The organism is Streptomyces sp. NPDC048566 (assembly GCF_043199735.1).
GTDB lineage: Bacteria > Actinomycetota > Actinomycetes > Streptomycetales > Streptomycetaceae > Streptomyces.
On the sequence record NZ_JBICWL010000013.1, the window covers coordinates 17,861 to 40,993 of the forward strand.

Below are 23,133 nucleotides of genomic sequence, written 5' to 3' on the forward strand. Positions count from 1 at the left end.
CATGGAAGCATTCACCACCCACACCGGCCGGGCCGTCCCGCTGCGCCGCAGCAACGTGGACACCGACCAGATCATCCCCGCCCACTGGCTCAAGAAGGTGACCAGGGACGGCTTCGAGGACGGCCTCTTCGAGGCATGGCGCAAGGACCCCTCCTTCGTCCTCAACCAGCCCGAGCGCGCGGGGGCCACGGTCCTGGTCGCGGGCCCCGACTTCGGTACCGGCTCCTCCCGCGAGCACGCCGTCTGGGCGCTCCAGAACTACGGCTTCAAGGCCGTCGTCTCGTCGCGGTTCGCCGACATCTTCCGGGGCAACTCGCTCAAGAACGGCCTGCTCACGGTGGTTCTGGAGCAGAGCGTCGTGGACCGGCTCCAGGAACTCACGGAGAACGACCCGCAGGCCGAGATCACGGTCGACCTGGAAGCCCGCGAGGTGCGCGCCGAGGGTGTCACCGCCGCCTTCGAGCTCGACGAGAACGCCCGCTGGCGGCTGCTGAACGGCCTGGACGACATCTCCATCACCCTCCGGAACGAGGACGACATCGCGGCGTACGAGGCCAAGCGGCCCTCGCACAAGCCGAAGACGCTCCCGGTCTGACCCGGGCGGACCCCTCGGGCCGGAAGCCCGGCCCGGCGGTCCGGCCCGACGGGTTTCAGCCACCCGCAACACCCCTCTGTACCCCCAATCGTGGACGGTTGGGGGTACAGCCGTATCCGCTCCCGGACGGCCCTCGCCCACCCTCGTTACACCTGTCAACTCCCCTGGTTACAGGGCAGATTGCCTGGGTACGCGGAGAACGGCACGGCGTGCGGCCGAAGCCCTCAGGAGGCCCTCGGCGGGCGGCAGTTGCCCCCTGAGCAGGCGACAACTCGCCCCAGATGGCACAATCTGTGCATGGAACACGACGGCCAACTCCAGCTCTACACGGCAGTCGCGGCCCAACTGAAGGAAGCGCACACAAGAGTGCGCGCACTGCAAGTCCCGGAGGGCGTACGGATGGCGCTGACCCGGAAGCTGCTGGTCATTACGGCCGCGGCCAAGCACGATCTCGCCGATGCGACCAGACGTCTGGAGCGGTTCACCGACGACCTCGACGAGGGCCGATTCCCCGAAGAGGAACGCTGAGGAACTCCGCTGCGGCCCGAGTTCGTTGCGGCACAAGGGTGATTAGCCCGTTTCGTGTTTGATTTGCGGTATATATCTGCCTAACGTGCGAAAAAGCTTGAACGCAATCGTTCGGGCAATGTCTCCGAAGGGGAAGACGTGAACAAGGCGCAGCTCGTAGAAGCGATTGCCGACAAGGTCGGCGGGCGTCAGCAGGCCGCCGACGCTGTCGACGCGGTACTGGACGCCATCGTCCGTGCGGTCGTCGGCGGGGACCGGGTCTCGGTCACCGGCTTCGGTTCCTTCGAGAAGGTCGACCGTCCGGCTCGCTACGCCCGCAACCCGCAGACGGGCGAGCGGGTCCGGGTCAAGAAGACCTCGGTGCCGCGCTTCCGCGCCGGCCAGGGCTTCAAGGACCTCGTGAGCGGCTCGAAGAAGCTCCCGAAGAACGACGTGGCGGTCAAGAAGGCGCCGAAGGGCAGCCTCTCCGGCGGTGCTTCGGCGACCGTGAAGAAGGCCGCGGCCAAGAAGGCCACCACGGCCAAGAAGGCGACCGCCCGCAAGGCCGCCACCGCCAAGAAGACGACCGCGAAGAAGACCACCGCGGCGGCGAAGAAGACCACAGCGGCGAAGAAGACGACCGCGCAGAAGACCACCGCGGCGGCGAAGAAGACCACGGCCGCCGCGAAGAAGACCACGGCCAAGAAGGCGACGGCGAAGAAGGCCCCGGCGAAGAAGGCGACGGCCAAGAAGGCCCCCGCCAAGAAGTCGACGGCCCGCAAGACCACCGCAAAGAAGGCCACCTCCCGCTAAGGCAGGCCGCCGGAGTACCTCACGCGCCGGGCCGGGCTCCCCTCGGGAGCCCGGCCCGCGGCGTGTTCAGAACGTCTGCAGGGTGATCAGCGTGATCCGGCGCCCGGCGCCCTCGCCCTCGGTCTCGATCCGCACCCGCTGCCCGGGCCGCAGCAGCCGCAGGCCGCCGGCGTCGAACGCCGCCCCGTCGAAGGGCACCGGCGTGCCGTCGTCGAGCAGCACCTGTCCGCTGCGGGTCTCGGGGTCGTACGTGTACGAGGTCGCCTGCATGCAGGCAGCCTACTGACCGCCGGCGACCCGCGCCCCGGCCCCGAGGGGGACGGTCCGCACCGCCGGTCGAGCGGGACCCGACCGCCTCGGCCCCACGGTCCGTCCCACGGTCCGCCCCGCGCCCGCGCGCCCCGGCGCCGCCCCGCGAGGCGAGGCTCCGCCGCGCCGCGCCTAGGAGGAATCCGGAATCAGCAGCCGGGCCGCCGCCGCGAGCGTGCGCGGCCCCACCCCGAGCGTCAGCGCCGCCCGCAGATCGTCCCCGGTGTCCACGTCCTGCCGTACCGAATCCACCGCGTCGAGCCGGAGTTCCGCCGCGCCCGAGGCGCGGTGCCGGGCCCGGGAATCCACGCCGAAAGCCGGGAGCAATTCGGCCCCCGGCGAGGCGGCCAGCAGGGTGGTGCCGATTGCGGCCGCGTCGGGGAGGAAAGCGCGGGGGAATTCGGCGGCGGCGCGCAGTACCCGGGCCAATTCCCCGGGGCGCAGGGCGGGCAGATCGGCGTTCAGCGCCGCGACGGCCAGGCCCGCGTCGCGGGACCGCACGCGCCGCGCGCCGTGGGCCAGTGCCGCGTTCAACCCGCCGCCCGGCTCGTCCGCGACGACGCGGGCGCCGAGCGCGGCCAGCTCCCGCCCGGCCAGCGGGTCCCCCGTGACGACCACCACATCCCGGACCGCCTCGCAGGCCAGCGCGGCCGTCACCGTGTCCTGGGCGAACGCCAGGGCGAGCGCCGGGCGCAGTCCGGCGGAGGCCGTGTCCGCCAGCCTGCTCTTGGCCCGCGCCAGGGTCTTGAGGGGAATGACCACACTCCACCGCACGACGGTTCCGCCCTCTCTCGTCACGCCTTATTGTGACCCGCCGACCCTGGCGGTCCGGACGCCGGGGCGTACGGTGTTCTCGACAGACAGGCGACCTGGGGCGACACTTGTGCGGCCCCCCAGGCCCTAGAGGAAGGTGTCCGCGTGCCCCGCCGCAGAATCGGCTTCTGGTACCGCTTCGCTGCGGTTCTCTGCAAACCGCCGCTGGTGGTTCTGATCAAGCGGGACTGGCGCGGAATGGAGAACATTCCGGCCGAGGGCGGATTTATCACCGCGGTGAACCACAATTCGCATGTGGACCCGTTCGCGTACGCGCACTACCAGTACAACACCGGACGTGTTCCCCGGTTCCTGGCGAAGGCCGGCCTTTTCCGGAAGGGATTCGTGGGCGCCGCGATGCGCGGCACCGGACAGATCCCGGTCTACCGCGAGAGCACCGACGCGCTCAGCGCCTTCCGGGCCGCCATCGACGCGGTGGAGCGCGGCGAGTGCGTCGCCTTCTACCCCGAGGGCACGCTCACCCGCGACCCCGACGGCTGGCCGATGACCGGCAAGACCGGGGCGGCCCGGGTCGCCCTCCAGACCCGGTGCCCGGTGATCCCGGTGGCCCAGTGGGGCGCCAACGAACTGCTGCCGCCCTACGCCAAGAAGCCCAACCTGCTGCCGCGCAAGACCCACCACGTGCTCGCGGGGCCGCCGGTGGACCTCACGCGCTTCCACGGCAGGGAGATGAGCCCGGAACTCCTGAAGGAGGCCACCGAGGTCATCATGGCGGCGGTGACCGCGCAGCTGGAACTGATCCGCGGGGAGAAGGCCCCGGAGCAGGTGTACGACCCGCGCGAGGTGCGTATCGCGCAGCGCCGCAGGGCCGCGGCCCGGGCGAAGGCACAGCAGGAAGAGGAGCAGGGTACGTGAGCAACCCGGTCAGGGCGGCCGTCTTCGGAACCGGATCGTGGGGCACGGCCTTCGGGATGGTGCTCGCCGACGCGGGGTGCGACGTCACCCTGTGGGCCCGCCGCCCCGAACTCGCCGAGGCGGTCAACTCCACCCGGATGAACCCGGACTACCTCCCCGGCATCGAGCTCCCGGAGAACCTCCGGGCCACCGCCGATCCGGCCGAGGCCGCGCGCGGCGCCGACTTCACCGTGCTCGCGGTGCCCTCCCAGACACTGCGCGCCAACCTCGCCGAGTGGGTGCCGCTGCTGGCGCCCGGCACGGTGCTCGTGTCCCTGATGAAGGGCGTCGAACTCGGCACGGTGAAGCGGATGAGCGAGGTGATCGAGGAGGTCGCGAAGGTCCCCGCCGACCGCGTCGCCGTCGTCTCCGGGCCCAACCTGGCCAAGGAGATCGCCCAGCGGATGCCCGCCGCGGCCGTCGTCGCCTGCCCGGACGAGTCGGTGGCCCGCCGGCTCCAGGCCGCCTGCCACACCCCGTACTTCCGCCCGTACACCATCACCGACGTGGTGGGGTGCGAGCTCGGCGGAGCCGTGAAGAACGTGATCGGCCTCGCGGTCGGCATCGCCGACGGCATGGGCCTCGGGGACAACGCCAAGGGCTCGCTCATCACCCGCGGTCTCGCCGAGACGACCCGACTCGGGCTCGTCATGGGCGCCGACCCGATGACGTTCTCCGGGCTCGCGGGCCTCGGCGACCTCGCCGCGACCTGCTCCTCGCCGCTCTCCCGCAATCACACGTTCGGCCTCAACCTCGGCCGGGGCATGACCCTCCAGGAGACCATCGCGGTCACCCGGCAGACCGCGGAGGGCGTCAAGTCCTGCGAGTCCGTGCTGGACCTGGCGCGTCGGCACGGCGTCGACATGCCCATCACCGAGACCGTCGTCGGCATCGTGCACGAGGGCAAGCCCCCGGTGGTCGCGCTCAAGGAACTCATGTCGCGCAGCGCCAAGCCCGAACGGCGCTGAACCGGCCCCGTCGCACCGCCGGCCGGGCGACGCTGCGCGACGGCCGGTGCGACGCTGAGCAACGGCCGTCGTGGGGCGCTGACTCACCGCCCTACCACCGGGTACTCTCAACCCGATATGAGCACCGAGAACCTCCCCCAGAGCCCTGAGCAGCCGCAGCGCAAGCCGCGTGTGGCTGTCGTCTTCGGCGGCCGCAGCTCCGAACACGGGATCTCCGTGGTCACGGCCGGCGCCGTCCTGAGCGCCATCGACCGGGCCAAGTACGACGTCCTGCCGATCGGCATCACCCGGGACGGCCGGTGGGCGCTCACCGCGGACGACCCGGAACGCATGGCGATCGTCGACCGCCGGCAGCCGAGCGTCGAGCAGCTCGCCGAGTCCACCGAGGGCGGCGTGGTGCTCCCCGTCGACCCCTCCAACCGCGAGGTCGTCTACAGCGAACCCGGTTCGGTGCCCAAGGCGCTCGGCGAGGTCGACGTCGTCTTCCCGGTGCTGCACGGCCCGTACGGCGAGGACGGCACCCTCCAGGGTCTGCTGGAGCTGTCCGGTGTGCCCTACGTCGGCTCGGGCGTGCTCGCCTCGGCCGTCGGCCAGGACAAGGACTACATGAAGCGGGTGTTCACCTCGTTCGGCCTCAAGGTGGGCCCGTACGTGGTGATCCGGCCGCGCGAGTGGCAGCAGGACGCCTCCGCCGTCCGCAAGAAGATCGTCGACTTCGCGGGGGACCACGGCTGGCCGCTGTTCGTGAAGCCCGCGCGCGCCGGTTCCTCGTTCGGCATCACCAAGGTCGACGGTCTCGCGGGTCTGGACGAGGCGATCGAGGAGGCCCGGCGCCACGACCCCAAGATCATCGTGGAGGCGCTGCTGCGCGGCCGCGAGATCGAGTGCGGGGTGCTGGAGTTCGAGGACGGTCCGCGCGCCTCGGTCCCCGCCGAGATCCCGCCGGTGCAGGCGCACGCCTTCTACGACTTCGAGGCCAAGTACATCGACTCGGCCGACGGGATCGTGCCCGCCCCGCTCACCGAGGAGCAGACCGCCGAGGTCCGCCGGCTCGCCGTCGAGGCCTTCGACGCCGCCTCCTGCGAGGGCCTGGTCCGCGCGGACTTCTTCCTCACCGAGGACGGCGAGTTCGTCATCAACGAGATCAACACCATGCCGGGCTTCACGCCGATCTCGATGTACCCGCGCATGTGGCGCGAGACGGGCGTCGACTACGCCGAACTGGTCGACCGCCTCGTCCAGGCGGCGCTGCGCCGCTCCACCGGGCTGCGCTGAGCGGTCCGCCGTACCCCCGTGTCAGAAGGCGATCCCCTCGGGGATCGCCTTCTTGACGGATGCCGCGAGTCCGACCAGGACACCGGAGACGTCCGCGCCCTCGGGCACCGTGACTTCCACATACGCCCGGCGCAGCGCGGTGGTCAGACGAGTGGAGCCGTCGTCCCGCTTCTCCATCAGCCAGTCGACGCCGTTCACCGCGCCGCCGACCGCCGTCGGGTCGTCGCCGTCGGCCACCTTCGGATCGGTCATCTTCGCGGGCCGTTCGACACCGCAGCGCAGTATGATCGCCGTCGCCGGGCTTCCCCAGCCCGCGGTCAGCGCGGACCGGGGCTCCGGGTCCTCACGGCTGTGGCCGTCCAACGTCCCCGGCAGCGCCTCGTCCAGGTTCCGGCACAGTTCGGTCGCCTTCGCTCCCGGGCTCGGAACCGCGACGGACGCGTGGTCGTCTGCCGAGGAGCAGCCCGACACCGCGATCAGAACCGCGATGACGGGCAGCCCGGGGCGAGCGGCGTGCCGGTGGCGGAAGAAGTTCACCGGCCAAGGGTAGACGGGGGCTACAGGTGCACGACCGGGCAGGTCAGGGTGCGGGTGATGCCGTCCACTTGCTGGACCTTGGCGACCACCATGCGGCCCAGCTCGTCCACGGTGTCGGCCTGGGCCCGCACGATCACGTCGTACGGCCCCGTCACGTCCTCGGCCTGGATCACCCCCGGGATCTTGCCGATCGTCTCGGCGACGGTCGACGCCTTGCCGACCTCCGTCTGGATCAGGATGTACGCCTGTACCACGGAACCTCCAGGGCGGCCACGAGGATCATGTGGGGAAAAGGAACGCCACGGTATCGCGTCGCCGCTCGCCACGGGGAGACCCGCGGTGACCGGGGCTTGCGCGCCGGGGTGCAGGGACGGCACAAGTTGACGGTCAACTCGACCGTACCGAGTACGGACACCGCTCGCTACCGGGCACGAGCAGCGACAGAGGGAGCACGACGATCATGAAGGGCACCGTGGGCGAGTTGGGGGAGTTCGGGCTCATCCGAGAGCTCACCTCGCGCCTTACCACCACCCCGGCGGTCCGGGTCGGCCCCGGCGACGACGCCGCGGTGGTGGCAGCGCCGGACCGCAGGGTCGTGGCGAGCACCGACATCCTGCTGGAGGGGCGGCACTTCCGCCGCGACTGGTCCACGGCCTACGACGTGGGCCGCAAGGCCGCGGCGCAGAACCTCGCGGACATCGCCGCCATGGGGGCCGTGCCGACGGCGCTGCTGCTTGGCCTTGTCGTCCCCGCGGACCTCCCGGCCACCTGGCCCTCCGAGCTGATGGACGGGCTGCGCGACGAGTGCCAGGTCGCGGGCGCCGCCGTGGTCGGCGGGGACGTGGTGCGGGGCGAGACCATCACGGTGGCCATCACGGCACTCGGCGACCTGCGCAACCACGAGCCCGTCACCCGGGCCGGCGCCCAGCCCGGCGACGTCGTGGCCGTCACGGGCTGGCTCGGCTGGTCGGCGGCCGGATTCGCGGTGCTCTCCCGGGGGTTCCGTTCGCCGCGCGCCTTCGTGGAGGCGCACCGCCGTCCCGAGCCGCCCTACCACGCGGGTCCGGCGGCGGCCGGGCTCGGCGCGACCTCGATGACGGACGTGAGCGACGGGCTGATCGCGGACCTCGGGCACATCGCCGAGGCGAGCAAGGTGCGGATCGACGTGCGCTCCGGCGACATCGACGTGCCGTCGCAGATGAACGACATCGGGCAGGCCGTCGGCGTCGATCCCCTCCAGTGGGTGCTCAGCGGCGGGGAGGACCACGCGATCGTGGCGACGTTCCCGCCGGACGTGAAGCTGCCCGCGCGCTGGAAGGTCATCGGGGAGGTCCTCAACCCGTCGGCCGCCGCCCAGGTCACCGTGGACGGCGCGCCCTGGACGAGCAAGGCCGGCTGGGACCACTTCGGGGACATCGAGTCCTAGGGAGCGCTGCGTACGTCCCGTCGTTCGCCCGGAGGGCGGGCCGTGCGGTGTCCGCCGCGAGAGTGCGTGCAGGGCGTCGCGCGGCAGCCGGGACGCTCGCGGCACGCCCGTGACGCAGTGCCCCGGCGCTCGTCCGGATCGGGCCGGGCTCGGGGCGGGGCGTCCCCGGCGTGCTCCTTCGGCCCGGCCCGATCGGGGCGGCAGGCGCCCGGGGGTCGGGGCCCGCCCGGTCGGCCGTCCCGCCGGAGCGCGGGGCGCGGCGGCCAGGGGCGGGGCGGAGAAGCGGCGAGCGGACCGTGGGTTCCACCGGTCCCGCCGCGGGCCGCGGCCCGCCGCTGTGGAGCCCTTCAGTCGGCGCGGCGGCGGGGGCGGGGGCGCAGCAAAAAACCCGCCCACCGTGAGGTGGACGGGCTCAGTGCAAGCGAACCAGCAGTGGCCGCGCGCTAGCGGTTGTCAGCGCGAGACCTTGCCGGCCTTGATGCACGAGGTGCAAGCGTTCACGCGCTTCGGCGTCCCGCCCACCACGGTACGGACGCGCTGGATGTTGGGGTTCCAGCGACGGGACGTACGGCGGTGCGAGTGCGAGATGTTGTTGCCGAAGCCCGGCCCCTTGCCGCAGACGTCGCAGTTGGCAGCCACGGGTCACTCCAAAGACTTCAGATGCACTTACGGTTGATCCCGGCATGCCGGGATCAGGATCGGAGGATCTGAGTGGCGGTGCCAGGGGGATGGCCCGAGCGGATCGGGCAACTGGAGCAGCATACAACGACTGCGTCCGGAGAACGAAACTACCATGGACCGGCCACCGCCCCTCCCGTCCCCGGCAGGGTCACCTACCGGCGGTAACCCTCGCGGGGTCTACGCTGCGTCCCACGTCCAGCAGCTCAAGGAGGCGCAGGTGCCGCAGGGACCGCAGACACTCGATGCTCTCGCGGTACGCACCTGGTGCGGGCTCGCGCTGGAGGCCCTGGGCCGCGCGCGCGAGGAGATCGACGCGATCAACGTGTATCCGGTCGCGGACGGGGACACGGGCACCAACCTGTACCTGACGGTGGAGTCGGCCGCCGCCGCGGTCGAGGCGGTGTTCGCGGGCCACGCGATGGCCGACGGCCCCCGGCCGCCGTCCCTCGCCGACGCCGTGCGGGCCATGGCGCACGGCGCCCTGATCGGCGCCCGGGGCAACTCCGGGACCATCCTCGCCCAGCTGCTGCGCGGCATGGCCCAGGTCCTCGCGGAGGAGGGCGAGCCGCCGCACGCCGACGGCCCGGGGCTGTGCCTGGCCCTGAGCCGGGCCGCCGAGTCCGCGCGACGGGCGGTCGCCCACCCTGTGGAGGGCACCGTGCTCAGCGTGGCGAGCGCCGCCGCCGAAGCGGCCTCCGGGGCCGCGGGGGACTGCGCCGCCGTGGCGCGGGCGGCCCACGAGGGAGCGCGCACCGCACTCGCCGCGACCACCGGGCAGCTCGCCGTCCTGGAGCGCGCCGGTGTGGTCGACGCGGGCGGGCGGGGACTGGTGACGCTGCTGGGGGCCCTGCTGCAGACGTTCACCGGGGAGGCGCCCGCGCCCGCCACCGGTGGGGGCGCCCGCCATCCGTACACCTCCGCCGCGGCGGAGGTCCCGGCCGGCGCGTGCGGGCCGGCCGAGCCGGGCGGCCCGCACGGGCCCGGCGAGGCCGGCAGCGGCGGCTGCGCCGAGGAGGACGCCGCGGAAACGGGGCCCGCCTTCGAGGTGATCTACCTGCTGGAGGCGTCGGACACCGCCGTCGACCGGCTGCGCGAGCGCCTCGACGGACTCGGCGACTCCCTCGTGGTGGTCGGCGGCGACGGCCTGTGGAACGTCCACGTGCACGTCGACGACGCCGGCGCCGCCGTCGAGGCGGGCGTCGAGGCGGGACGCCCGCACCGCATCCGCATCACCCACTTCGGGCTCGGGGACGTCCACGCCGGGGGAGCGGGGCGACCGCCGCGGGAACGGGCGCAGCGCGCCGTCGTGGCCGTCGTCCCCGGCGAGGGCCTGGCCGGGCTCTGCGCCGAGGCGGGCGCGACCACCGTGCTCGCCCGGCCGGGGGAACCGCCCGCCAGCGGCGAGATCGTCCAGGCCGTGCGGCGGGCCCACGCGCACGAGGTGGTGCTGCTGCCCAACGACGCCGAGCTGCGGCACACCGCCGCCGCGGCAGCCGAGCAGGCCCGCGCCGAGGGCGTCCGGGTCGCCCTCATCCCGACCCGCTCCGCCGTACAGGGCATCGCGGCGCTCGCCGTCCACGAGCCGGAGCGCCGCTTCGACGAGGACGTCGTCGCCATGACCTCGGCAGCGGGCGCCACCCGCTACGCCGAGGTCGCCCTCGCGGAGCGGCAGTCCTGGACCATGGCCGGGATCTGCCAGGCCGGGGACGTCCTGGGCCTCATCGACGGCGACGTGGCCGTCATCGGGACCGACCTCACCACCACGGCCGAGACCGTCCTCGACCGCATGCTCGCCGCCGGGGGCGAGATGGTCACCCTGGTCCTGGGCGACGAGACGCCCGACGCGGTCGCCGCCCGTCTGGAAGCCCGGGTGCGGGAGGCGTACCTGGCCGTGGACACCGTCGTCTACCGGGGCGGGCGGCAGGGATCGCTGCTGCTCATCGGCGTCGAGTAGCCGGGCTTGGCGCCGCCCGCGGGCAGGTCACCCGGCCGCCGACTCCGCGGCCCTCGGACGCGGGGCACCGGTCGACGGGCCCACCGAGGGGCCCGCGCGGCCGTGCGCAGCGTGCTCGCCGAACTCCGCCGCGCCGCGCGGGCGATCCGCGACGGGGACACGGCCACCGCCCGGGGCGGCGGGGCGGCGCACGAGGCGGCCGAGGAGACCCCGGGCAGGGCCGGCACGGCGGCGCGTGGTCCCGGGACCGGTCCGGCGGGTCCTCGCGGGTCCTGACGGCCGGTGCCGGTCCGCCGTCCGGGAAGGCGGGCCGGCATCACCTGCCCGGACGGCGGAACCGCCCGGCTCAGACCTCCCGGTCCGGGTGCTCCAGCAGTTCCAGCATCTCCTCGGCCTCGGTGCGGCGGGCCTCGGCGGTCTCCCGGTCCAGACGGTCGCAGACGTCGAGCACGGCCCGCGCGCGGGCCGCCGCGGCCTCCGGCCGGCCGAGGTCCGCCTCCAGCCCGGCGGCGGCCAGCTCGGCCCCGGTACGGGCATCGAGCGCCTCCTCCCCGAGCAGGGCGAACGCCTCGCCGGCGCGGGTGAGATGACCGAGCGCCTCCTCGAACGCGGCGCCCGTGGCCTCCTCGTCCGCGCCCTCCGGCACGGCGCGGGCGATCAGGTCCCCGAACTGGCTCCGGGTGTGGCCCAGTTCGGCGAGCAGCCGGCGACGGGCCCGCTCCGCCTCCCCAGCCTCGCCGGTGTCCGGCGCCGGCCCGGCGGCCGGCGGGTCCGCGTCCCCCGCCGCCGCGCAGGCCGCGAGCGCGCTCTCCATCAGCTCCCTGGCCACCCGCGGGTCCCGGTCCTGCCGGAACGCCGACCAGGCGCGCGCCCGGAGCGACCGGACCAGCCCGTGCACGTTGCCCAGCGCCCGCCACAGGTCGCCGGCGCGTGCGTACGCCCGGTCCGCCTCGTCCGGCAGCCCGGCCCGCCCGAGGGCCTCCGCGGCGAGATGCGCGAGCATGGCGTGGTCCCGCTGCTCCGGCCAGTGCCGGGCGATGTCCGCGGCCCGCAGCCAGTGCTCGGCCGCCGCCCGGTGCTCGCCCAGCTCCGTCAGGCAGTCGCCGAGCCACCAGCGCGTCTGCACGATCGCGCCGTCGCCGTGCAGGGCGTCCGTGAGATCCGGCAGCGCCGACTCCAGTACCTCGGCGGCCTCCGCCCACCGGCCCCGGCGGACCAGGAGCCCGCCGAGCTGGTGACGCGCCCACGCGCCCAGCGTGCCCGCCTCGCCCGCCTCGTCCGCCCAGTGCGCCGCCTCCAGCGCGTGCTCGGCGGCGGGGGCCGGCTGCCCGGTCTCCGCCAGGATCTCGGCCAGCCGCAGGTGCAGCTGGGCGTGACCGAGCGGCTCCAGGGTGGACCCGCCGTGCGCCAGCGCCGCACGGGCCGACCGCTCCGCCAGCTCCGCGTCCCCCAGGTGCAGGGCGATCCCGGCGAGCCGGGAGTCGTACTCGACCGCGAACCACGGGAGCCCCGCCGCCACGAACTCCTCGACGGCCCGCGAGAGGGAGGCCACCGCGCTCTCCCCGTCCCCGGCCCGCCCGGCGAGCTCCCCGAGCATCGCGTGCGCCTCGGCGCCCCGTGAGGCGACCGTCACGTCCTCGCCGCCGTGCGGCTCCGTCAGGGCCAGCAGCTCCCGCGCCGCGTCCGCGGCGGCGGCCGATACGTCGTCCCGCGCGGCCGCGCCGCCGGGCGGGACGGTCTGACCGGCCTCCTCCGCCAGTTCCACCCGGTGCATCAGCGTGCGTGCCCGGCCCACCAGCACCGACGCCGTCTGGGCCACCCCGGTGCCGCCGCCGGCGAACAGCGCGAGCACCTGCTCGCGCAGCTCCTCGCCGATCGCGAGCGCCGCGTCGGCCTCGCCGGTCAGCGCCCGGACGTACGCGGCACGCGACCGCGCCGCCAGCGCCTCGCCGGGGTCGCCGGCCTCGGCGTACAGCTCGGCGGCCCGCAGGAACAGGCCGGCGCCCTCGGGGCCCCGGCCCATCGCGGCGTGGTCGGCGATCTCGGCGCGGTCCCGGACGTCCAGGACGATCTCCCCGGCGGCCTCGGCGACGGCGGCCCACGCCGGCACCGCGTCCGGACTCCGGCGCGCGGAGAGCCGGCGGGCCCGGGTGAGCAGCGCGTCCAGCGTGTCCGCACCCCCTCGCCCCGCCTCGCGGTGCGCGCCGCTCGCGCCCTCCCCGGCGGGACCGGAACGCCCGGTGCCGTTCCCCGCGGCCCGCGCCGCGCCCGTCCCGCCCGGAGCGGGACGGGCGGACCGGACGCCCAGCGGCAGCCGGTCCACGAGCGCCGGCTGGTCCATCCGCGCGCGGGCGCGTCCGCTGACGGAGGAGGTGCCGTTGCGGGCGTCGAACCGCCCGGCCAGCTCCAGGGCCTCCCCGCGCGCGTGCGCGGCGAGTTCCGCCGCGGTCCACGCCCGCCCGGCCGGCCCGGGAACCGCCCGCTCCCCGAGCCCCAGAGCGGTCAGGCGGTCCATCACCAGCGCCACCACCGCCAGGAAGTCCAGCTTGCTGCGCGGGTCACCGGAGTCGGTGAAGTACGCCGGGCGCTCCGCCAGCAGTTCCAGCGCCCGCGCCTCGTTGCCGGTGACGGCACAGAACTCCACGTGATCCGCGTACGCGCCGCGCATGCTCTCCATCGGGCGCACCAGCCGGAAACCCCGCAGGTGGTGGGCCCGTGCCTCCTCGGCCCGCCCGAGACGCAGCAGCGGCAGCAGGGACGACGCGAGCGCCGTGTGCGGCTCGTGGGCGCAGCTGTACTCGCCCTCCAGCACCGGCGCCCACAGCTCCAGCGCCTCCGCGTCCGCGCCCCGCATCGACCGCCACCACCCCTGGGCGTGCAGCTCGCACGCGTGGCAGTCGGCCATGGAGTCGCGGTCGGCGGCGAGCCAGGCACCGTACGCCCGCTCGGCGCGCGCCAGGTCGCCCAGGTGCGCCGCGACACTGAACTCCGCGCTGCGCACCGCCCGTTCGGAGTGGCCGGCGAGTCGGTAGCGGTGCTCCATCTCGCCGAGCCACTTCTCTATGGAGGCGAGCGGGACGTGCGGCTGGTCCAGCATGCCGGCGGACATCCACTTGAAGACCCAGTGCAGGGAGTGGACCTCGTAGGCGTCGAAGTCCTCGGGGTGCTCGTCCCACAGGCGCAGCAGGCGGGCGAAGGGCACGAACATCTTGCCCTTCTCCGAGCTGTAGTTGTAGACCTTCAGCTGGTGGCCGAGCGCCTCGATCACGGCGAGCGGGATGCCCAGCGACTCGGCCTCCACCAGCAGTTGCTCCGCGCGCGCGTTGCGGTCGGGCCCCTCCGGACGGTCCTGGTTGTCCGCCATCGCCCGGCGCAGTGCGTCGAAGTCCGCGGTCGGGGTCATCGGTGGCCGTCCTCTTGGGGGTCGGTGTGGGTGGCCCACTCCAGCAGGCCGATGAACGCGCGGTTCAGGAGTGCGGAGTCGGCCGGCCGCAGCGGGCGCCGGGCCATCAGCAGGGCCTGCCCGTAGAGGGACTCCGTGGCGGTGCCGACGAGATCGGGGTCGCCGAGCGCGCCGATGCGCCGGATCAGCGGATTGAGGTGGTTGAGGACCAGCCGGGCGCGCGGCGCGCTGTCCCGCAGCGAGCCGAGGATGCCCGCCCACAGGTCGTCGGCCAGCTCCTCGGCCTCGGCGCGGGCCTGCTCGTGCCGGGCCGCCCGGTCGTCCAGGTGCAGCGCGGGCACCGACAGCGGGTGGAAGGACCGCAGGACGACGTCGCAGCCCAGCGGGTCGAGCCGGTCGCGCGCGGCCGTCAGGAACGCCGACAGGGCCAGCTCCTCGGCCGGGTCCACCAGGTCCAGGTGGGCGGTCACGGTGTCCGCGTCCAGCTCCGAGACCACCGTGCCGGGGCGGACCGACGGCAGCGCCTCGACGAGCTCGCTGTCGTAGGTGTAGCCGCCGTTGACCACCCCGACGCCCTGGGCGGACGCGATCGGCGCGACCTGCCGGTACTCCTCCACCGTCCGGGTGAAGTGCACCACCGGGTGGCGCTGCGCGAACTCCTCCAGCGACAGCCGGCCGTCGGTCGTCTCGAACGGCAGCCACGGCAGCATCGTGCGCAGCATCTCCGTGTCGTGCCGCGCCAGCGACTTCACCCCGAGGTGGTGCACCGCGAGGAACGCGGCCAGCCGCTCCGGGTCGCCCGCCGCGAGCCCGGTCAGCCAGGACCGTACGCGCTCGCCCAGCGCCTCCCGGACGGCCGCGAGGGTCTCGTCCTCGTACAGCGACTCGCGGGACGCGGTGGGCCGCAGACTGTCCGTGTCCAGGACGCAGCGCACGAAGAACGCCCAGTCGGGCAGCAGTTGTTCGGCCCGCTCGGTGAGCAGCATGCCCTTCAGGTGCACCCGGTGGCCCGCGCGCCGGGCCGGGCTGACCGCGGACGGCAGCACGTAGGCCACGCCCCGGACGCCGGCCAGCGGCACGTCCAGGTCGATGGAGTCCAGCGGCGTGAAGCCGAACAGCTCGTGGCAGTGCCGGGCCAGCGCCACCCGGCGGGCGGCCGGGCTCGGATAGGAGCGGTCCCAGGGCGCGGGCAGTTCGGCGACCGGCTCGTCGCCCACCCGTACGTCGTAGGGCAGCAGTGCCCCGAAGTCCCGCGCCAGCGCCCCGACCCGCTCCGGACTCAGCCACTCGCCGGCGCCGGCCCGCGCCGTCAGGTACACGGTGGTGCCCGGCTCGGTGCGCGCCGCGTGCGGCAGCGTGCGCACGGTGTACGAGCCGTCGTCGGCCGCCGTCCACTCGATCGGCGCGGCGTCCGGCGTCCGCGCGCTGCGGCTGACCACCCGGATGCGCTCGGCGACCACGAAACACGCCAGCAGCCCGATGCCGAACTGGCCGAGGAAGTCCGAACGGGCCGCCTCCAGAGCGTCGCCCCGCTTGGAGCTGCGGCCGATCGTCGCGAGCAGGTCGTGCACGTCGGACTCGGTCAGCCCGATGCCCGAGTCCTCCACGCGCAGCGTGCCGCCCTCGGCCCGCAGCCGCACGGTGGCGGGCGCGTCCGGCTGCTCGGCGCGGCGCGCGGTGATCGCGTCCACGGCGTTCTGCAGCAGCTCGCGCAGATAGACCTTGGGACTGGAGTACAGGTGATGGGAGAGCAGGTCGACCAGACCGCGCAGGTCCACCTGGAACGTGTGAGGAGACGGAGAGGCCTGGGAAGGCTGAGAAGTCTGGGAGTCCATCGTCGCTGCGCCGGTGGGGGGACGTGCGACGGCGCGGGGTCGGGCGGTCCCGGGGACGGTGACCGCGAGCGGGCCGGAGCGCGCCATCCTAGGCCCCGAACGAGCCGTCCGACCAGCGGATTCCCCGGGCGTCTGCGGCAATGTCGGTGGCGTGGTGTGCAATGGATCCCGTGCCCGTGCTCGATGAACCCCTCAAGAAGTCGCTCGGTGCCGCCACCGCGAAGGTGATGGCCGAGCACCTCGGCCTGCACACCGTCGGCGACCTGCTGCACCACTACCCCCGCAGATACGAGGAGCGCGGGCAGCTCACCCACCTCGCGGACCTCCCCCTGGACGAACACGTGACGGTGGTCGCCCAGGTCGCCGACGCGCGCCTGCACACCTTCGCCTCCGCCAAGGCCCCCCGGGGCAAGGGCCAGCGCCTGGAGGTCACCATCACGGACGGCATGGGCCGCCTCCAACTGGTCTTCTTCGGGCACGGTGTGCACAAGCCGCACAAGGAGCTGCTGCCCGGCACCCGCGCCATGTTCTCCGGCAAGGTCTCCGTCTTCAACCGCCGCCTCCAGCTGGCCCACCCGGCCTACGAGCTGCTCACCGGCGAGGCCGGCGACGCGGCGGAGAGCGTCGACAGCTGGGCCGGCGCCCTCATCCCGATCTACCCGGCCACCGCCAAGCTGGAGTCCTGGAAGATCGCCAAGTCCGTGCAGACCGTCCTGCCGAGCGCCCAGGAGGCCGTCGACCCCCTCCCGGACGCGCTGCGGGACGGCCGCGGCCTGGTCGGCCTCCCCGAGGCCCTCCTCAAGATCCACCGCCCGCACACCAAGGCGGACGTCGACGACGCCCGCGCCCGCCTCAAGTGGGACGAGGCATTCGTCCTCCAGGTCGCCCTCGCCCGCCGCCGGCACGCCGACGCCCAACTCCCCGCCGTGGCCCGTGTCCCCGCCCCGGACGGGATGCTCGCCGCCTTCGACGCCGAGCTTCCCTTCACCCTCACCGAGGGCCAGCGGAAGGTCTCGAAGGAGATCTTCGACGGACTCGCCACCGAGCACCCGATGCACCGGCTGCTCCAGGGCGAGGTGGGCAGCGGCAAGACGCTGGTCGCCCTGCGCGCCATGCTCGCCGTGGTCGACGCGGGCGGTCAGGCCGCGATGCTCGCGCCCACCGAGGTGCTCGCCCAGCAGCACCACCGGTCCGTCACCGAGATGATGGGGGAGCTGGCCGAGGGCGGCATGCTCGGCGGCGCCGAGCACGCGACCAAGGTCGTGCTGCTCACCGGCTCCATGGGGACCGCGGCCCGCCGCCAGGCACTGCTGGACCTGGTCACCGGCGAGGCCGGCATCGTCATCGGCACCCACGCGCTCATCGAGGACAAGGTCCGCTTCCACGACCTGGGCCTGGTCGTGGTCGACGAACAGCACCGCTTCGGCGTCGAGCAGCGCGACGCCCTGCGCGGCAAGGGCAAGCAGCCGCCGCACCTGCTGGTCATGACCGCCACCCCCATCCCGCGCACCGTGGCGATGACCGTCTTCGGCGACCTGGAGACCTCCGTCCTCGACCAACTGCCCGCCGGGCGCTCCCCGATCGCCAGCCACGTCGTCCCGGCGGCCGACAAGCCCCACTTCCTCGCCCGCGCCTGGGAGCGCGTGCGCGAGGAGGTGGAGAACGGCCACCAGGCCTACGTGGTCTGCCCCCGCATCGGCGACGAGGAGGAGGACCCGAAGAAGGGCCGCAAGCCCTCACCCGAGGACGACGCCGCGAAGCGCCCGCCGCTGGCCGTCCTGGACGTCGCGGCCCAGCTCGCCGCGGGCCCGCTCCACGGTCTGCGGACCGAGGTGCTGCACGGCAGGATGCACCCCGACGACAAGGACGCCGTCATGCGCCGTTTCGCCGCGGGCGAGACGGACGTCCTCGTCGCGACCACGGTCATCGAGGTCGGCGTGAACGTGCCGAACGCCACCGCCATGGTGATCATGGACGCCGACCGCTTCGGCGTCTCCCAGCTGCACCAGCTGCGCGGCCGTGTCGGCCGCGGCTCGGCGGCCGGGCTCTGCCTGCTGGTCTCCGAGATGCCCGAGGCGAGCCCCGCCCGCCGCCGCCTCAACGCGGTGGCCGCCACCCTCGACGGCTTCGAGCTGTCCCGCATCGACCTCGAAGAGCGCCGCGAGGGCGACGTCCTCGGCCAGGCCCAGTCGGGCGTCCGCTCCTCCCTGCGCATGCTCGCCGTCATCGAGGACGAGGAGATCATCGCGGAGGCCCGCGAGGAGGCCACCGCCGTCGTCGCCGCGGACCCGGAGCTGACCGGACTGCCCGGTCTGCGCACCGCGCTGGACGCGCTGCTCGACGAGGAGCGCGAGAGCTACCTGGACAAGGGCTGAGCGGCGGTGGCCCCGGCCGCCTGCTGAGACACTGGGAGCGACCGATCCGTCCCCAGCGCAAAGGACCCTCATGACCCGCGTGATCGCCGGCCGGGCCGGCGGACGCCGTCTGGCCGTTCCGCCCGGCACCGGCACCCGCCCCACCTCCGACCGCGCGCGCGAGGGACTCTTCTCCACCTGGCAGTCCCTGCTCGGAGGCCCGCTGGACGGCGAGCGCGTCCTCGACCTGTACGCCGGATCGGGCGCCGTCGGCCTGGAGGCGCTCAGCCGCGGGGCCGGCCACGCCCTGCTCGTCGAGGCGGACGCCCGCGCCGCCCGGATCATCCGGGAGAACGTGAGCGCACTGGGTCTGCCCGGCGCCGAGGTCAGAGCGGGCAAAGCCGAACAGACCGTCCGGACCGCTCCGCCCGCCCGGCCCTACGAGCTGGTCTTCCTCGACCCGCCGTACGCGGTCCCGGACGACGATCTTCGCGAGATCCTGCTCACACTCCGGACCGGGGGCTGGCTCGCGCCGGACGCGCTCGTCACCGTGGAGCGCAGCACCAGAGGCGGTGCGTTCGCGTGGCCGGACGGTTTCGAGGCCGTCAGGGCCCGTCGCTACGGCGAGGGCACCTTTTGGTACGGTCGCGCCGCCTCTACGTGCGAAGACGCACGATGACCGGACCGGAGAGCGAGGAACCACTGTTGCGCCGCGCCGTATGTCCCGGGTCCTTCGACCCCATCACCAACGGACACCTCGACATCATCGCCCGCGCCTCCCCGCTGTACGACGTCGTGCACGTCGTGGTGATGATCAACCAGTCGAAGAAGGGCCTGTTCACGGTCGACGAGCGGATCGAGCTGATCCGCGAGGTCACGGCCGAGTTCGGCAACGTCCAGGTCGAGGCCTACCACGGCCTCCTCGTCGACTACTGCAAGCAGCGCGACATCCCGGCCATCGTCAAGGGCCTGCGCGCCGTCAGCGACTTCGACTACGAACTCCAGATGGCCCAGATGAACAACGGACTCTCGGGCGTCGAGACCCTCTTCATCCCCACCAGCCCCACCTACAGCTTCCTGTCGTCCTCCCTGGTGAAGGAAGTCGCGCAGTGGGGCGGGGACATCAGTCACCTGGTGCCGCCGGTGGTCCTGGAGCAGCTCACCGAGCGGCTCGGCAGGCACTGACCGCCTGACGGGGCGTCACCCGGTGTCGGGCGGGGCGGCAGTGGCCGTACAGTCGACCCGTCCGTCTCCAACACAGCTGTAGAGAGTGGCGAGCACACGGTGGACGTGCAGAAGAAGCTCGATGAGATCGTCGCCGCGGTCGGCGGCGCCCGGTCCATGCCCATGTCGGCGTCGTGCGTGGTCAACCGCGCCGAGCTGCTCTCGATGCTCGAAGAGGTGCGCCAGGCGCTGCCCGGCTCCCTCGCCCAGGCCCAGGAGCTCATCGGCGGCCGCGAGCAGATGGTCGAGCAGGCCCGCCAGGAGGCCGAGCGGATCATCGAGAGCGCGCACGCCGAGCGCGGCTCGCTGATCTCCGACACCGAGGTCGCCCGCCGCTCGCAGAACGAGGCGGACCGCATCCTCGCCGAGTCCCGTCAGGAGGCCGAGGAGATCCGCGCCGAGGCCGACGACTACGTCGACTCCAAGCTGGCCAACTTCGAGGTCGTCCTCACCAAGACCCTGGGTTCCGTCGGCCGCGGGCGCGAGAAGCTCCTCGGCACCGGTCCGGGCCTGGACGAACAGGGATACGAGGACGAGGACGCCCCCGAGCGCAGCCACGACCCGGAGACCCTGCGCCGCAACGCCGACGAGTACGTCGACATCAAGCTCGGCGCCTTCGAGGCCGTCCTGGCCAAGACCCTGGAGGCCGTGGGGCGCGGCCGGCAGAAGTTGCACGGCCGCATCGCCAGCGACGACCTCGGCGACCTGACCCCGTTCGGCGAGGACGGGACGCCGGGCCTGCACACCAGCGACTCCGACTACCTGGCCGGCCTCGCCGAACTCGCCGGGACCGAACCCGAACAACCCGCTCCCGCCCCCGAGGCGCCGGTCCGGCAGCCGTCGTACGGCCGGCAGCAGGAGGCGTACGCCTACCAGCACCAGCAGGACGATCCGTACGGCTACCAGCAGCAGTACGGGGGGCAGCAGGACCCCTACGGCTACCAGCAGGCCGACCCGTACGCGACGTACGGGCAGCAGGGCTACGACCAGCAGCCGGCCTACGACCCGAACCAGCAGCAGGGGTACCAGCAGCCGGGGCACGGCCAGGAGCAGCAGGCGCAGGCGCTCGACGAGACCAGCCTCTTCGACACCGGCATGATCAGCGCCGAGCAGCTCAGGGCCTACGAGCAGGGACGCGGCGGCCACTGAGCGCCCTGCGGGAGCCCGTGCACGGGCCGTCCGGAGCGAGGGCGGGGCACCGGATTGGGCCGTGAGCGAAAGGTCCAGTATCCTGGCTGTTCGGTCGCGTGCACGTCCGCGATCAGCGCTGCCCACGAAACACCAGGGGCAGCGTTCCTCTGAGCTCGACGATCGAAAGCAGGAATGGCCCTGAACGCCCGCCTCGACCACCGCAACCCCCTCGTGTTCGACACGCACGAGCTGGGTCGGCGTCCTGGCGCGCTCCAGCGCCTGAACCGCACGATCGACGCACCCGCCGATCTCGGTATCCAGGGTGTCATCGGAGTGCCGGAAGGCGCCCCGGTGGAGCTCGACCTCCGCCTGGAGTCGGTCATGGAAGGGGTGCTTGTCACAGGCACCGCCCGTGCATCGGCCGAGGGGGAGTGCGTAAGGTGTCTGGAGCCGCTTGAGCAGGCGCTCGAAGCGGACTTCCAGGAGATGTTCTCGTACCCTGACGCCGATGACCGGGGCCGCCCCAAGGCGGAGCCGGCCGACGACGCCGAGGACGACGAGGACACGCTCTTCCTCGAGGACGGCCTGTTCGACCTCGAACCCGTGCTGCGTGATGCGGTGGTGCTCGCACTGCCGATGCAGCCGGTGTGCCAGGACGACTGCCCGGGCCTGTGCTCCACGTGCGGAGCCCGGCTCGCGGACGACCCGGAACACCACCATGACGCCGTCGACATCCGTTGGGCGGCACTGCAGGGACTCGCCGGTTCACTCGAAGATGGCGAGAAGGACGAGTTGAGCGGCGCCGAGTCTGGCGTCGACGAGAAGCAGGAGAAGTAGCCGTGGCTGTTCCGAAGCGGAAGATGTCGCGCAGCAACACGCGCCACCGCCGGTCGCAGTGGAAGGCTGCGGTCCCCACCCTGGTTGCGTGCGAGCGCTGCCACGAGCCCAAGCTGCAGCACATCGCGTGCCCGGCTTGCGGCACCTACAACAAGCGCCAGGTCCTCGAGGTCTGAGCGGCTGGTGAGAGGTCTGATGTCTGACGCCAAGGCGGACTCAAACGCCAAGAAAAAGGCGGACAACACAGCCTCGTCCCACACGCTTCTGGAAGGGCGGCTCGGCTACAAGCTCGAGTCCGCCCTTCTGGTGCGTGCGCTGACCCACCGTTCCTACGCGTACGAGAACGGCGGTCTGCCGACCAACGAGCGCCTGGAGTTCCTCGGGGACTCCGTGCTGGGGCTCGTGGTCACGGACACGCTGTACCGCACCCACCCCGACCTGCCCGAGGGCCAACTGGCCAAGCTGCGGGCCGCGGTGGTCAATTCTCGTGCGCTGGCGGAGGTGGCCCGCGGCCTCGAACTCGGCTCCTTCATCCGGCTCGGCCGGGGCGAGGAAGGCACGGGAGGCCGGGACAAGGCGTCCATCCTCGCCGACACCCTCGAAGCGGTGATCGGCGCTGTCTATCTCGACCAGGGGCTGGAGGCCGCGGGCGAACTCGTCCACCGGCTCTTCGACCCGCTGATCGAGAAGTCCTCGAACCTCGGTGCCGGCCTGGACTGGAAGACCAGCCTCCAGGAGCTCACCGCGACCGAGGGACTCGGCGTTCCCGAGTACCTCGTCACGGAGACCGGCCCCGACCACGAGAAGACCTTTACTGCTGCCGCCCGCGTCGGAGGCGTCTCGTACGGCACCGGCACCGGCCGCAGCAAGAAGGAGGCGGAGCAGCAGGCCGCGGAGTCCGCGTGGCGTGCCATCCGCTCCGCCGCGGACGAGCGCGCGAAGTCGGCCCAGGCCGCGGAGCAGGCGGCTCGTGCCGCCCACCACGCGGCCCAGGACGCCGAAGGGGCCACCGACAGCCCAGCGGCCCCGAGCACCGACCCGGCCACGGCCTGATCCTTCACCCGCACCACCGCACGACCGGACCCCGTCGCAGCGCGTCAGCGCAGCGGCGGGGTTCGTGCCGTGGGGGGCCAGGGTGTCCGCAGGGCGCGGAGCGCGCGGGCCGGTGCGGGCCGTAAGCCGCCGGGACGGGCGTGCCAGGGGTGTCCCGTCTGCGGGCCGTCGGCTGTGGGCGGGTCGAGGGAGTGGGAGTTGCCGGGGTGGGCCGGGGGTGTTGCGTCCGTGGGGTCGTCGGCTGTGGGCGGGTCGGGGGGAGTGGGAGCCGCAGGGACGGGCCAAGGCTGTCCCGTCCGCGGGGGCGGCGTCCACCGCGGACTCGCCGAGCGAGCGGGAGCCGCCGGCCCCGGCACGCGGCGGCCCGGAGACCGGACGGCGGGTCGACGCGATGGGGCGCGACACCGGTCTCGTCACCCTCCCCGCCGGGTGCCGGGAGGGCCGGGCCGACTCCTCGTCGCCGGCGCCCACGGCGTGCGATGTACGCTTCCGGCAACACCCTC

The 23,133-nt window shown here is 73.4% G+C and carries 22 protein-coding genes; 15 read left to right on the forward strand and 7 right to left on the reverse strand.

Annotated features, from left to right (window positions below; translation table 11 throughout):
• The first annotated feature begins 1 nt into the window (after position 1).
• From leuD to ACGFS9_RS20360, 3 genes are all read left to right on the forward strand, one after another.
• Positions 2–595 (forward strand): 3-isopropylmalate dehydratase small subunit, encoded by a 594-nt coding sequence (gene leuD, locus ACGFS9_RS20350; RefSeq protein ID WP_393254957.1) that lies wholly within the window; start codon positions 2–4, stop codon positions 593–595.
• A gap of 297 nt (positions 596–892) precedes the next feature.
• The gene (locus ACGFS9_RS20355) at positions 893–1,123 is read left to right on the forward strand and encodes a hypothetical protein (protein WP_393254958.1); all 231 of its coding nucleotides are present in this window, start codon (positions 893–895) and stop codon (positions 1,121–1,123) included.
• 138 nt (positions 1,124–1,261) lie between these two features.
• Positions 1,262–1,915 (forward strand): HU family DNA-binding protein, encoded by a 654-nt coding sequence (locus ACGFS9_RS20360; protein ID WP_393254959.1) that lies wholly within the window; start codon positions 1,262–1,264, stop codon positions 1,913–1,915.
• 66 nt (positions 1,916–1,981) lie between these two features.
• Here ACGFS9_RS20360 and ACGFS9_RS20365 read toward each other — a convergent pair whose 3' ends face one another.
• Complete coding sequence (locus tag ACGFS9_RS20365; RefSeq protein ID WP_393254961.1) at positions 1,982–2,185, reverse strand: hypothetical protein; 204 nt, start codon at positions 2,183–2,185, stop codon at positions 1,982–1,984.
• A gap of 171 nt (positions 2,186–2,356) precedes the next feature.
• Positions 2,357–2,998, reverse strand: a complete 642-nt coding sequence (cofC, locus tag ACGFS9_RS20370) for a 2-phospho-L-lactate guanylyltransferase (protein WP_393255137.1) — start codon at positions 2,996–2,998, stop codon at positions 2,357–2,359.
• Between the two features lie 144 nt (positions 2,999–3,142).
• Here cofC and ACGFS9_RS20375 point away from each other — a divergent pair, with 144 nt between their 5' ends.
• The 3 genes from ACGFS9_RS20375 (at position 3,143) to ACGFS9_RS20385 (ending at position 6,195) form a co-directional block, all read left to right on the forward strand.
• Entirely contained in the window at positions 3,143–3,913 is a 771-nt protein-coding gene (locus ACGFS9_RS20375; protein ID WP_393254963.1) for a lysophospholipid acyltransferase family protein, read from the forward strand.
• Positions 3,910–4,920, forward strand: coding sequence for an NAD(P)H-dependent glycerol-3-phosphate dehydrogenase (locus tag ACGFS9_RS20380; protein WP_393254964.1), 1,011 nt, complete (start codon positions 3,910–3,912; stop codon positions 4,918–4,920). Before ACGFS9_RS20375 ends, ACGFS9_RS20380 begins: the two co-directional genes overlap by 4 nt.
• Positions 4,921–5,037: 117 nt before the next feature.
• Positions 5,038–6,195, forward strand: a complete 1,158-nt coding sequence (locus ACGFS9_RS20385) for a D-alanine--D-alanine ligase family protein (protein WP_393254966.1) — start codon at positions 5,038–5,040, stop codon at positions 6,193–6,195.
• A gap of 21 nt (positions 6,196–6,216) precedes the next feature.
• Here ACGFS9_RS20385 and ACGFS9_RS20390 read toward each other — a convergent pair whose 3' ends face one another.
• Positions 6,217–6,732 carry a DUF3515 domain-containing protein gene (locus ACGFS9_RS20390; RefSeq protein ID WP_393254967.1) on the reverse strand — a complete coding sequence of 172 codons (516 nt, stop codon included), beginning with the start codon at positions 6,730–6,732 and terminating at the stop codon, positions 6,217–6,219.
• A gap of 20 nt (positions 6,733–6,752) precedes the next feature.
• Complete coding sequence (locus tag ACGFS9_RS20395; RefSeq protein WP_037625030.1) at positions 6,753–6,986, reverse strand: Lrp/AsnC family transcriptional regulator; 234 nt, start codon at positions 6,984–6,986, stop codon at positions 6,753–6,755.
• A 206-nt stretch (positions 6,987–7,192) separates the two neighbouring features.
• Between ACGFS9_RS20395 and ACGFS9_RS20400 the strand changes: the two genes are divergently transcribed.
• The gene (locus ACGFS9_RS20400) at positions 7,193–8,158 is read left to right on the forward strand and encodes a thiamine-phosphate kinase (protein WP_393254969.1); all 966 of its coding nucleotides are present in this window, start codon (positions 7,193–7,195) and stop codon (positions 8,156–8,158) included.
• Between the two features lie 453 nt (positions 8,159–8,611).
• Here the strand turns inward: ACGFS9_RS20400 and rpmB are convergent, their stop codons facing one another.
• On the reverse strand, positions 8,612–8,797 hold the full coding sequence (rpmB, locus tag ACGFS9_RS20405; protein WP_003993230.1) for a 50S ribosomal protein L28: 186 nt from the start codon (positions 8,795–8,797) through the stop codon (positions 8,612–8,614).
• A 259-nt stretch (positions 8,798–9,056) separates the two neighbouring features.
• On the opposite strand from rpmB, the gene ACGFS9_RS20410 reads away from it, so the two are divergent.
• Complete coding sequence (locus tag ACGFS9_RS20410) at positions 9,057–10,793, forward strand: DAK2 domain-containing protein (protein WP_393254971.1); 1,737 nt, start codon at positions 9,057–9,059, stop codon at positions 10,791–10,793.
• Between the two features lie 346 nt (positions 10,794–11,139).
• Here the strand turns inward: ACGFS9_RS20410 and ACGFS9_RS20415 are convergent, their stop codons facing one another.
• Together ACGFS9_RS20415 and ACGFS9_RS20420 are read right to left on the reverse strand one after the other, a co-directional pair.
• Positions 11,140–14,196 (reverse strand): tetratricopeptide repeat protein, encoded by a 3,057-nt coding sequence (locus tag ACGFS9_RS20415; protein ID WP_393254972.1) that lies wholly within the window; start codon positions 14,194–14,196, stop codon positions 11,140–11,142.
• Entirely contained in the window at positions 14,193–16,031 is a 1,839-nt protein-coding gene (locus ACGFS9_RS20420; protein WP_393254973.1) for an HSP90 family protein, read from the reverse strand. The genes ACGFS9_RS20415 and ACGFS9_RS20420 overlap by 4 nt, the downstream gene beginning before the upstream one ends.
• Positions 16,032–16,192: 161 nt before the next feature.
• Between ACGFS9_RS20420 and recG the strand changes: the two genes are divergently transcribed.
• The 7 genes from recG (at position 16,193) to rnc (ending at position 22,630) form a co-directional block, all read left to right on the forward strand.
• The gene (recG, locus tag ACGFS9_RS20425) at positions 16,193–18,406 is read left to right on the forward strand and encodes an ATP-dependent DNA helicase RecG (protein ID WP_393254974.1); all 2,214 of its coding nucleotides are present in this window, start codon (positions 16,193–16,195) and stop codon (positions 18,404–18,406) included.
• A gap of 70 nt (positions 18,407–18,476) precedes the next feature.
• Positions 18,477–19,064, forward strand: a complete 588-nt coding sequence (gene rsmD, locus ACGFS9_RS20430; protein ID WP_393254975.1) for a 16S rRNA (guanine(966)-N(2))-methyltransferase RsmD — start codon at positions 18,477–18,479, stop codon at positions 19,062–19,064.
• Positions 19,065–19,090: 26 nt separating this feature from the next.
• Positions 19,091–19,570: a pantetheine-phosphate adenylyltransferase gene (gene coaD / locus ACGFS9_RS20435; protein ID WP_393255139.1), complete on the forward strand. Its 480-nt coding sequence runs from the start codon at positions 19,091–19,093 to the stop codon at positions 19,568–19,570.
• 99 nt (positions 19,571–19,669) lie between these two features.
• The gene (locus ACGFS9_RS20440) at positions 19,670–20,758 is read left to right on the forward strand and encodes a cell division initiation protein (protein WP_393254977.1); all 1,089 of its coding nucleotides are present in this window, start codon (positions 19,670–19,672) and stop codon (positions 20,756–20,758) included.
• Positions 20,759–20,932: 174 nt separating this feature from the next.
• Positions 20,933–21,577, forward strand: a complete 645-nt coding sequence (locus tag ACGFS9_RS20445; RefSeq protein WP_393254978.1) for a YceD family protein — start codon at positions 20,933–20,935, stop codon at positions 21,575–21,577.
• A 2-nt stretch (positions 21,578–21,579) separates the two neighbouring features.
• Positions 21,580–21,753, forward strand: coding sequence for a 50S ribosomal protein L32 (rpmF, locus tag ACGFS9_RS20450; protein WP_006139588.1), 174 nt, complete (start codon positions 21,580–21,582; stop codon positions 21,751–21,753).
• Between the two features lie 19 nt (positions 21,754–21,772).
• On the forward strand, positions 21,773–22,630 hold the full coding sequence (gene rnc / locus ACGFS9_RS20455) for a ribonuclease III (RefSeq protein WP_393254980.1): 858 nt from the start codon (positions 21,773–21,775) through the stop codon (positions 22,628–22,630).
• Positions 22,631–23,133 lie beyond the last annotated feature (503 nt).

Coding starts and splice junctions, on each gene's coding strand:
- leuD (WP_393254957.1), top strand. CDS start 2: ATGGAAGCATTCACCACCCACACCGGCCGGGCCGTCCCGCTGCGCCGC.
- ACGFS9_RS20385 (WP_393254966.1), top strand. CDS start 5,038: ATGAGCACCGAGAACCTCCCCCAGAGCCCTGAGCAGCCGCAGCGCAAG.
- ACGFS9_RS20415 (WP_393254972.1), bottom strand. CDS start 14,196: ATGACCCCGACCGCGGACTTCGACGCACTGCGCCGGGCGATGGCGGAC.
- recG (WP_393254974.1), top strand. CDS start 16,193: ATGGATCCCGTGCCCGTGCTCGATGAACCCCTCAAGAAGTCGCTCGGT.
- rsmD (WP_393254975.1), top strand. CDS start 18,477: ATGACCCGCGTGATCGCCGGCCGGGCCGGCGGACGCCGTCTGGCCGTT.
- ACGFS9_RS20445 (WP_393254978.1), top strand. CDS start 20,933: ATGGCCCTGAACGCCCGCCTCGACCACCGCAACCCCCTCGTGTTCGAC.
- ACGFS9_RS20400 (WP_393254969.1), top strand. CDS start 7,193: ATGAAGGGCACCGTGGGCGAGTTGGGGGAGTTCGGGCTCATCCGAGAG.
- ACGFS9_RS20365 (WP_393254961.1), bottom strand. CDS start 2,185: ATGCAGGCGACCTCGTACACGTACGACCCCGAGACCCGCAGCGGACAG.
- ACGFS9_RS20355 (WP_393254958.1), top strand. CDS start 893: ATGGAACACGACGGCCAACTCCAGCTCTACACGGCAGTCGCGGCCCAA.
- ACGFS9_RS20420 (WP_393254973.1), bottom strand. CDS start 16,031: ATGGACTCCCAGACTTCTCAGCCTTCCCAGGCCTCTCCGTCTCCTCAC.
- rnc (WP_393254980.1), top strand. CDS start 21,773: ATGTCTGACGCCAAGGCGGACTCAAACGCCAAGAAAAAGGCGGACAAC.